The organism is Rathayibacter tanaceti, from assembly GCF_001634385.1.
Lineage (GTDB): Bacteria > Actinomycetota > Actinomycetes > Actinomycetales > Microbacteriaceae > Rathayibacter > Rathayibacter tanaceti.
Window position 1 is genome coordinate 1 of record NZ_LIIN01000113.1, and the last position, 9,519, is coordinate 9,519.

Sequence of the window (9,519 nt, forward strand, 5' to 3'; positions counted from 1 at the left end):
CGCCCCCGCGCCCGCCCTGGCCCCGCAAGGCAGAGGACGCGGACCGAGAAACGCGTGCCAGCGTTTCTCGGCAGTCCGACGCGACCCGCTCTGCGGAACGCACCCCGTCGAGAAGCCGACTGCGAGCGGGGATGCGGCCCGCCGCATCCCCGCCATCCGACACCGTTCGGCCCAGGGCGAACGCGTGGGCGCCGCTCAGAGAGCGGGAGGTAGCCTGTCACTCACATTTCCTCGTCAGAAAGGCGCCGGGTGTCGCACCCGCAACATTCATGAACGTCAAGCGCATCTTCCGGGGTCCTCTCCTCTACGTCGTCCTGGCGATCGTCGCGGTGTGGATCGGCTCCTCGCTGATCACGATGTCCGGCTTCCGACCGGTCAGTACGCAGGAGGGTCTCGACCTCCTCAACGACGGCAAGGTCCAGTCGGCCAAGATCGTCGACGGCGAGCAGCGCGTCGACCTCACTCTGGCGCAGGCCGACGGCGACAACGGCACCCAGGTGCAGTTCTACTACGTCGCTCCTCGCGGCACCGAGGTGGTCGACGCGGTCACGCAGGCGAACCTGTCGGACGGCTACAACGACGAGGTCCCGCAGACCAACTGGTTCCTGTCGGCGCTCGGCTTCCTCCTGCCGATCCTCCTGATCGGCGCCTTCTTCTGGCTGATGCTCTCGGGCATGCAGGGCGGTGGCAACCGCGTCATGCAGTTCGGCAAGTCGAAGGCAAAGCTGGTCTCGAAGGAGTCGCCCAAGGTCACCTTCGGCGACGTCGCGGGCGCCGACGAGGCGATCGAGGAGCTGCACGAGATCAAGGAGTTCCTCAAGGAGCCCGCCAAGTTCCAGGCCGTCGGCGCGCGGATCCCCAAGGGCGTCCTGCTCTACGGCCCTCCCGGAACCGGCAAGACCCTGCTCGCCCGCGCAGTCGCCGGTGAGGCAGGCGTGCCCTTCTACTCCATCTCGGGCTCCGACTTCGTCGAGATGTTCGTCGGAGTCGGCGCCAGCCGCGTCCGCGACCTCTTCCAGCAGGCGAAGGAGAACTCGCCCGCGATCATCTTCGTCGACGAGATCGACGCCGTCGGCCGCCACCGCGGCGCCGGCATGGGCGGCGGTCACGACGAGCGCGAGCAGACTCTCAACCAGCTCCTCGTCGAGATGGACGGCTTCGACGTCAAGACGAACGTCATCCTGATCGCGGCGACCAACCGGCCCGACATCCTCGACCCGGCGCTGCTGCGCCCCGGCCGCTTCGATCGGCAGATCGGCGTCGACGCCCCCGACCTGCTCGGCCGCAAGAAGATCCTCGAGGTGCACGGCCGCGGCAAGCCCCTCGCCGGTGGAGTTGACCTCGAGGTCGTCGCCCGCAAGACGCCGGGCTTCACCGGAGCCGACCTGGCGAACGTGCTCAACGAAGCCGCACTGCTCACCGCCCGCTCCAACGCGCAACTCATCGACAATCGCGCGCTCGACGAGGCGATCGACCGCGTCATCGCCGGGCCGCAGCGCCGCACGCGTGTGATGCGCGACAAGGAAAAGCTGATCACCGCCTACCACGAGGGCGGCCACGCCCTGGCTGCGGCGGCGATGCGCCACACGGACCCCGTGACGAAGGTCACGATCCTCCCGCGCGGCCGTGCCCTCGGCTACACGATGGTGCTTCCGCTGGAGGACAAGTACTCCACCACCCGCAACGAGCTGCTCGACCAGCTCACCTACGCCATGGGCGGCCGCGTCGCGGAGGAGATTGTCTTCCACGACCCGACCACGGGAGCCTCGAACGACATCGAGAAGGCGACCTCGATCGCCCGCAAGATGGTCACCGACTACGGGATGTCGGCGAACATCGGCTCGGTCAAGCTGGGCCAGTCCTCGGGCGAGATGTTCCTCGGCCGCGACATGGGACACCAGCGCGACTACTCCGAGCAGATCGCCGAGACGGTCGACGCCGAGACCCGCCAGCTCATCGAGCAGGCGCACGACGAGGCGTGGCAGGTCATCAACGCCAACCGCGACATCCTCGACATGCTCGCGACCGAGCTGCTCGAGAAGGAGACCCTCGACCACGACCAGCTGGCCGAGATCTTCAAGGACGTCCGCAAGATCGACGAGCGCCCGCAGTGGCTCTCGAGCGACAAGCGTCCGCTGTCCGATCTGCCGCCCATCGCGGTCCCGGTCGCCAAGGCTCCGATCGACTCGGGTGCCACCGACGGAGGCGTCACCTCGGCCGGAGCCGACGAGGTCGCGCCGAAGCGCCCGCCGCTGATCAACCCGCGCCCCGCGACGGCGTAGCGCGCGCGTGCCCGTCGACAAGGCGCGCATCGAGGCGGCCGTCGCCGAGATCCTCGCGGCCATCGGGGACGACCCGGGTCGCGAGGGTCTCGCGGCGACCCCGCGCCGGGTCGCCGAGGCCTGCGAGGAGTTCTTCGGCGAGTTCGGCGCTGACGCCGCCGAGCAGCTGACCGAGACGTTCGCCGTGGTCGAGGGCGGGCAGGAGTCGGCACTCGACCAGACGGTGATCGTGCGCGATCTGGCCTTCCGCTCGGTCTGCGAGCACCACCTCCTGCCGTTCCTGGGCTTCGCGCACATCGCCTACCGGCCGCGGGAGCGCGTCGTCGGGCTCGGCCGGCTGCCGCGGGTGGTCGACACGGTCGCCTCCCGCCCGCAGCTCCAGGAGCGGTTGACCGAGCAGATCGCCGATGCCCTCGTCGAGGGCCTCGCGCCCGAGGGCGTGCTGGTGGTCGTCGACGCCGAGCACGGCTGCGTGCGGATGCGCGGACCGCGCCAGACCGCGAGCTCCACCGTCACGGTCGCCGCCCGGGGCTCGCTCGCCGAGCCGGCCGCCCGTGCCGAGATCGTCGCGCTGATCGGCGCTCCGCGGGGGCAGTGACGTGCTCTCCTCCGTCGCCGACCTCGTCCCGGCCGGACGCGCCGCGCTCCTCGGGATCCTCAACGTCACTCCGGACTCGTTCAGCGACGGCGGCCGGTGGCTCTCGCTCGACGACGCGGTGCGCCACGGCCTTGAGATGACCCGGGCGGTCGGCGACGGCCCCGCCTCTTTCGGCGCAGACCTGGTCGATGTGGGCGGTGAGAGCACCCGCCCGGGCGCGGTGCGTATCGACTCCACCGCCGAGCAGCGCCGCGTGCTGCCCGTGGTGCGGGCCCTCGCCGCAGAGGGCGTGCGCGTCAGCATCGACACGATGAGCGCCTCCACCGCGGGCGCCGCGCTCGACGCGGGAGCAGTGGTGGTCAACGACGTCTCCGGCGGACTCGCCGACCCGGCCATGCTGCCCCTGGTCGCGGAGCGCGGAGCCGTCTACATCGCGATGCACTGGCGCGGTCACAGCGCAGGCATGAACAGCCTCGCCTCTTACGTCGACGTCGTGACGGACGTGCGCGACGAGCTGGAGCGCCGCGCGGACGCCGCTTGCGCGGCGGGGATCCGTGACGACCGCCTCGTGCTCGACCCGGGCCTCGGCTTCGCTAAGAACGGTGGGCACGACTGGGCCCTGCTGGCGCGCCTCGAGGCGATCGTGGCACTGGGATTCCCGGTGCTGGTAGGGCACTCGCGCAAGCGCTTCCTCGCTCCGTTCGCCCCCGCGGGCGCGTCCGCCGCCGAGAGGGACGATGTCTCGGCGATGCTGAGTCTGCTCGCCGCCGAGCACGGAGCCTGGGGCGTGCGCGTGCACGACGTCCGCTCGTCCGCCCGGGCCCTCGCGCTCGCCGCCCGACTCCAGGAGGAGACCCCGTGACCGTGCCCGACTCCGCCGCCCTGGCCCTGCGCGACTCCATCACCCTCACCGGCCTGCGGGTGCGCGCCCACCACGGCGTCTTCGACTTCGAGCGCGAGAACGGCCAGGACTTCGTGATCGACGCGACCGTCTGGCTCGACACCGCGGCCGCGGCTGAGGGCGACGCCCTGGGCGAGACGGTGCACTACGGCGAGCTCGCCATCGCGCTGGCGGACGCCGTGACCCGCGATCCGGTCGACCTGATCGAGACCCTGGCCGAGCGCCTCGCGCGCGTCGCCCTCGGCTTCGCGGCGGCGGACGTCGTGCGGATCACCGTGCACAAGCCGGACGCCCCGATCCCGCTGCCGTTCGAGGACGTCGCCGTGCAGATCACGAGGGCCCGCTCGTGAGGCCGCGGCAGCAGCGTCTGGCCCCGGCGCGACACGTGGTGCTGGCTCTGGGCAGCAACCTCGGCGACCGGCTCGCGCACCTGGAGGAGGCGGTGCGGGCGCTCGCGACGACTCCCGGTCTGCGGATCGAGGCGGTCTCCAAAGTGGTCGAGTCGCCGGCGTGGAAGCCCGGGGGCGTCGACGCGGACGCACCGGGCTACCTCAACGCGGTGGTCGCCGGCTCGACCACGCTCGACCCGGACGACCTGCTCGAGGCGACTGCGGCGATCGAGCTGGCCGGTGGACGCCTCCGCGGCGAGGGCGAGCAGCGCTGGGGCGATCGCACCCTCGACATCGACGTCATCGCGGTCGGAGGGGTGCTCCGCGACGACGCCCGCCTTACCCTCCCGCACCCGCGGGCTGCCGAGCGCGCTTTCGTGCTCGACCCCTGGCTCGACATCGAGCCCGCGGCGGTGCTGCCCGGCCACGGACCGGTGGCCGAGCTGCGCGCGCGGGCGACCGACCGGGTGACCGACCACGCCGCGGCGCTGTCCTGGACACGGCGCAGCGACTCCGACCCCGAGAGCAGGACCCCGTGAGGCGCACCCGCATCAGCACCCTCCTCGGTCTCGGGCTGGCCGGAGCCGTCGTCGGTTTCCTCCTGGACCTGGCCATCGCCGCGGCCGGCCGGCCCGTGATCATCCCTCCGCTGACCGTGCCGGTCACCCTCGTCGTGGTCGGCGCCGTCGTCCTCGGCTTCGCGATCCCCATCCACCGGGCGACCACGGGAGCAGTGCGCCGGCCGATCGATCCGTTCCGGGCGATGCGGGTGGTGGTGCTCGCGAAAGCGTCCAGCCACGTCGGCGCACTGCTGCTGGGAGCCTCGGGCGGCGTCCTCGTCTACCTCCTGAGCAGGGCGATCCCTTCGCTAGGCTCCGTGTGGCAGGACGTCGCGACCATCGTGGGCGCGCTCGTGCTGCTGGTGGCCGGCCTGGTCGCCGAGCACCTGTGCACCATCCCACCGAGCGATGACGACGACAGCGCCGTCGGCGAGGTGAACCACGCCTGACGCCGACACCCGATCGGATGCGGGCAGGGAGGACGACACCATGCCCGACCAGCCAGAGGATGCGGCGCAGAGCGCTCGCCAGACCCGCCGCGAGACCCGCTCGCGGAGCGAGGACCGGCTGGAGGTCGCGGGGGAGTGGCGGCGGGTCTCGCCGCGGTACGTCGCTGTCGAAGTCGTCTCGGCGGTCGTGTCCAGTGTCGTCCTCCTGGCGGTGCCGGTGGTGCTGCTGCTGGTCGGGGTCGACTGGGCGTGGATCCTGGTGCTCGCGGCCGCGGTGCTCGCGGCGACCCTCCTGATCGTGGCGCCGCGCCGGGCTCGGGCGTACGGCTACCTGCTGCGGCATGACGATCTGCTCTTCCGCCGCGGCATCATGTTCCAGCGCTTCGTCTCAGTGCCCTACGGTCGGATGCAGCTCATCGACGTCAACCGCGGGCCGCTCGCCCGGGCGCTCGGCCTCGCCGACCTCCGCTTCGTCACTGCCGCCGCCGCGACGGGCGTCAGCATCCCGGGGCTCACCGAGGGCGATGCCGAGGAGCTCCGCGACCGGCTCGTCGAGCTCGCCGAGTCGCGTCGGGCCGGCCTGTGACCGAGCCCGCCGCCCCGGCGGTCGAGACCGATCTCGCCGACGGCGAGTGGCACCGTCTCCATCCGGCCACGCCCGTCCTCAAGGGCGGGATCGGCCTGCTCGTCGTGCTCGGCATCATCGTCACGAACCTCCGCGAGCGCCTGGTCGAGCTCTTCCTGCCCGGGCCGGAGGGATTCGAGAGCGGAGATCCCGTCGACGAGCTGCTGCGTCGCGGGCTGGTCGGCTGGGCGCTGCTCGTGGTGGCGGTCGGGCTCGCGGTGGCCGTCTTCGCCTTCTGGCTGTCGTGGCGGATGCACACCTTCCGCATCACCGAAGAGGTCGTTGAGGTCCGCTCCGGCGTGCTCTTCCGCACCAACCGTCGGGCACGGCTCGACCGGATCCAGGGCATCGCGGTGCAGCGGCCGCTGTTCGCCCGGCTCTTCGGCGCAGCGAAGCTCGAGGTGAGTGTCGCCGGGCAGGACGCGAACGTGCAGCTCTCGTACCTCGGGTCGCGCCTGGTCGACGCCCTGCGGCGTGACATCCTGCGACTCGCCTCCGGGGTACGCGAGCGTGAGGCCGTCGCCGGGGAGGGGCCCTCCGGCGGGTTCCTCGCGCGGCGACTGGAGGAGTTCGGCGAGCCGGTGGACGACTCGCCGCCCGAATCGGTCGTCTCGATCCCGCCGTCTCGGCTCTTCGGCTCGCTGGTGTTCAGCGGATTCACGCTGTTCCTGGCCGCGTCGGCCGCCGCCGTCGTGTTCGTCGCCGTCTACGGTTCGCCGTTCGTGCTCTTCGCGATCCTGCCCGGCCTGATCGGCTCGGGCAGCTACTACGTCCGCCAGTTCGTGCGCTCGCTGCGCTACTCCATCGCCGCGACGCCCGACGGCGTGCGCGTCGGCTACGGCGTCCTCTCGACCAGCAGCGACACGCTGCCCCCGGGCCGGATCCACGCGGTCGAGATCACCCAGCCGCTGCTCTGGCGCCCGTTCGGCTGGTGGCAGGTCAAGATCGATCGCGCGGGCCACGCCGCATCGCGCGGAGCGAACGGCGAGCCGAACACCACGATCCTCCCGGTCGGCGATCTCGCGGCCGTCGAGCGCGTGCTCGGCCTGCTGCTGCCCGGTACGCGTGAGGGAGCGGAGTCGACGCCGGTCGGCGACGCGCTGCGGCACCGTGACGCGGCCGGCTTCACCCGCGCACCGCGCTCGGCGGTGTGGCTGCGGCCCTTCTCCTTCCGCAGGACGGGCTACCGACTGACCGACGAGGCGGCGATCCTGCGCAGCGGGGCGGTCTGGCGGCGGGTCGCCGTGGTGCCGCTGGCGCGCATGCAGAGCATCGGCGTACAGCAGGGTCCGCTGCAGCGGCTGCTGGGGCTGGCCTCGGCGCGCGTGCACACCGTGGCCGGACCCGTCACTCCGACCGTGCCCGTGATGAGTGTCGTCGATGCGCTGGCGTTCTTCGAGAGCCTCGCGGTCTCGGGTGTGCGCGCTGCCGGGCGCGATGCCAGCCACCTGTGGGGGCGGCGTGCTGGCGGACCAGTGACCTGGCCCGCTCCGGAGGGGGACCCGTATGCCTGAGAACCGCCGGGACGGACGCCTCGGCGTCGGCATCATCGGCGCCGGCCGAGTCGGTCCGGTGCTCGGCGCCGCGCTGGCCGGCGCCGGGCACGCCGTCATCGGCGTCGCGACCACCAGTGAGACCGGCCGCGAGCGCGCCGATGCGCTGCTCCCGGGGGTGCCGGTCCTGGCGATCCCCGATCTGGTGGAGCGCAGCGAGCTCGTGATCGTCGCCGTTCCCGGATCGGAGATCGCGGCCCTCGTCTCGGGACTCGCCGCGACCGGTGCCTGGCAGCCTGGACAGCTGGTCCTGCACACCGCGCCCGAGCACGGCTACGGCGTGTTGGCGCCGGCGCTCGCCTCGGGAGTCATCCCGCTGGCCGTGCATCCGGCGATGGCGTTCAGCGGCACCAGCCTCGATCTCGCCCGCCTCGCCGAGACGTATTTCGCGGTCTCGGCGCCCGGCCCGGTGCTGCCGATCGCCCAGGCCCTCGTCGTCGAGATGGGAGGCGAGCCGGTGACGATCACCGAGGCCGACCGCGCCGCCTACGCGGAGGCCGTTTCGACGGCGACCACGTTCTCGACGGCGATCGTCGACCAGGCAGCCGATCTGCTGGCGGGCATCGGCATCGAGAAGCCGGGTTTCTTCCTCTCCAGCCTCGTCCGCTCCTCCGTGGACGACGCCCTGCGCCGCGCGGCGGGCTGAGCGCTCAGCGGGGCGCCTTCTCGCGGAGGACCGCGGATTCACGGTGCCGTGGCGACTCGTCACGAGGGTCGTCAGTGGGTTCTGTGCAACGAGGAGGGAGGAGACGGGCCCTGCGGCGTGATCGGGGACAGCTGCCGTGCGACCCGCGAGAGGCAGGGTCGTCCGTAAGAGCTCCACAGCGGTTTGCGGGAGGGTACTGGCCCGGTGCCGCAGGATGCCCTGCGGCGAACGCCAGGAAGTCCACGGGGTGTCGATCGGTGTGGCGCGCCGCAGTGGCACGGATTACCATGCCTCCACCAGGTATGTTGGTCGTCATGCTGTCGGAAAGTCAAATATCTTTGATTCTGTCGAGTTCCTGTTCAAGCGGTAGAAGAGCTTCGAGACGCTGGCCAGCGAAGTGGGGACCCTGGCTCGTTGTTCTGGCCAGATAGCTCTGGCGAGTACTCACGAACGCACATCAAGAAGTCAGACGCGTTACAAATCAGTTCTCTATCGATGCCTCCGTGCGGAGGCAGTCGGTCATGTGCTCGCTGCTCGATTGATTGTGTCGAATCCCGAGCGACTCGATGCCATTATTCGCACCCATGATGCTTAGTATCAATGCTGATCCGGGGCGGGCCGCGAAGCAGCTTCTACTCAGTAGGTTTTCACACCGCACTCACGCGGTGGCAGTAGCAAAATCTGTCTTCACCGAAGCGTGGCCACTGTGGGACGGTAGTGCGGCCTCGGCTCTCCTGAAGGGTGAACGGGCCCCGGGCGCCGTCGGTACAGGAGCGCCTCGCGCCGCAGTCCGGACGACAGAGGCCGATACCGTCGGCAGAGCTTGAGCGGACGCGTTGATCGCAGCGGGACGTAGCTGGACACTACGATCGTGAAGTCGTCGAGTCGAGCTGACAGTCTTGTTGTACCCGCGATCGCCGTCGTCGGGTTAGGCGTTGCATTCGTCGCCCTATACCCCACGTGGGCGCCAGTCGCGTACTACACATGCCTTCCTCTATTAGGCCGTGCTCTGCTTGAATATGGATTCAAGGTTCTATTTCAAATCCTACTCGCCGTGGCCCTGATTATGGTTTTTTCGGGGAAGTGGATGTCCTCGAGTCGCTGGTTGGTCTTCCGAAGAGTCACCGCATTGCTTGGGTCAATTACTCTCTTGCCCACTTGTGCGGTGGCAGTATACGTGTCTGCACACTACTATCAGCAGATTGTTCTCGGCGGCGCTGGTGGTGGCTGTAACGCGCAGTGGTGGTGTGCTTCGTTCGCCGGAAGCGTCTGGTTCTCTCCTGCGGTGGCATGCGTCCTCGATGTCATCGTGTCGCGCCGCGTTCACATCCGAGACAAGATGCCGCTAGTTCCAATTTTCGCCTGCTTGTCCTTAGTTACCCGTACGTCGATTTTCGCGTTATTCCGTACGAGGTGAGCGGTATGCCAGTTAGGCCAGACTAAGTGCTCGCGTCCGAGGACTTCTTTCCACGGCGCCGCTATCTGGTCGACCGAGCTCCTTGATCAGGAGAGAAGT

At 70.1% G+C, this 9,519-nt stretch carries 9 protein-coding genes; all 9 read left to right on the plus strand.

Features of this window, described 5'->3' with window-relative positions; all coding sequences use genetic code 11:
- The first annotated feature begins 269 nt into the window (after positions 1 to 269).
- The 9 genes from ftsH to ACH61_RS12255 are packed head-to-tail and all read left to right on the plus strand — an operon-like array spanning position 270 to position 8,003.
- Positions 270 to 2,282 carry an ATP-dependent zinc metalloprotease FtsH gene (ftsH, locus tag ACH61_RS12215; RefSeq protein ID WP_068212403.1) on the plus strand — a complete coding sequence of 671 codons (2,013 nt, stop codon included), beginning with the start codon at positions 270 to 272 and terminating at the stop codon, positions 2,280 to 2,282.
- Between the two features lie 7 nt (positions 2,283 to 2,289).
- Complete coding sequence (gene folE / locus ACH61_RS12220) at positions 2,290 to 2,880, plus strand: GTP cyclohydrolase I (RefSeq protein ID WP_068212404.1); 591 nt, start codon at positions 2,290 to 2,292, stop codon at positions 2,878 to 2,880.
- A 1-nt stretch (position 2,881) separates the two neighbouring features.
- A complete protein-coding gene (gene folP, locus ACH61_RS12225) occupies positions 2,882 to 3,742 on the plus strand; it encodes a dihydropteroate synthase (RefSeq protein ID WP_068212405.1) in 861 nt (286 codons plus the stop codon).
- Positions 3,739 to 4,131, plus strand: coding sequence for a dihydroneopterin aldolase (gene folB / locus ACH61_RS12230; RefSeq protein WP_236713670.1), 393 nt, complete (start codon positions 3,739 to 3,741; stop codon positions 4,129 to 4,131). Before folP ends, folB begins: the two co-directional genes overlap by 4 nt.
- Complete coding sequence (gene folK / locus ACH61_RS12235) at positions 4,128 to 4,709, plus strand: 2-amino-4-hydroxy-6-hydroxymethyldihydropteridine diphosphokinase (protein ID WP_068212406.1); 582 nt, start codon at positions 4,128 to 4,130, stop codon at positions 4,707 to 4,709. Before folB ends, folK begins: the two co-directional genes overlap by 4 nt.
- Positions 4,706 to 5,179, plus strand: coding sequence for a DUF3180 domain-containing protein (locus ACH61_RS12240; RefSeq protein WP_068212407.1), 474 nt, complete (start codon positions 4,706 to 4,708; stop codon positions 5,177 to 5,179). Before folK ends, ACH61_RS12240 begins: the two co-directional genes overlap by 4 nt.
- Positions 5,180 to 5,219: 40 nt before the next feature.
- Positions 5,220 to 5,765 (plus strand): PH domain-containing protein, encoded by a 546-nt coding sequence (locus ACH61_RS12245; protein WP_082845240.1) that lies wholly within the window; start codon positions 5,220 to 5,222, stop codon positions 5,763 to 5,765.
- Positions 5,762 to 7,318, plus strand: coding sequence for a PH domain-containing protein (locus ACH61_RS12250; protein ID WP_068212409.1), 1,557 nt, complete (start codon positions 5,762 to 5,764; stop codon positions 7,316 to 7,318). The genes ACH61_RS12245 and ACH61_RS12250 overlap by 4 nt, the downstream gene beginning before the upstream one ends.
- Positions 7,311 to 8,003, plus strand: coding sequence for a Rossmann-like and DUF2520 domain-containing protein (locus tag ACH61_RS12255; RefSeq protein ID WP_068212411.1), 693 nt, complete (start codon positions 7,311 to 7,313; stop codon positions 8,001 to 8,003). Before ACH61_RS12250 ends, ACH61_RS12255 begins: the two co-directional genes overlap by 8 nt.
- Positions 8,004 to 9,519 lie beyond the last annotated feature (1,516 nt).

Coding starts and splice junctions, on each gene's coding strand:
- ACH61_RS12245 (WP_082845240.1), top strand. CDS start 5,220: ATGCCCGACCAGCCAGAGGATGCGGCGCAGAGCGCTCGCCAGACCCGC.
- ACH61_RS12255 (WP_068212411.1), top strand. CDS start 7,311: ATGCCTGAGAACCGCCGGGACGGACGCCTCGGCGTCGGCATCATCGGC.
- ftsH (WP_068212403.1), top strand. CDS start 270: ATGAACGTCAAGCGCATCTTCCGGGGTCCTCTCCTCTACGTCGTCCTG.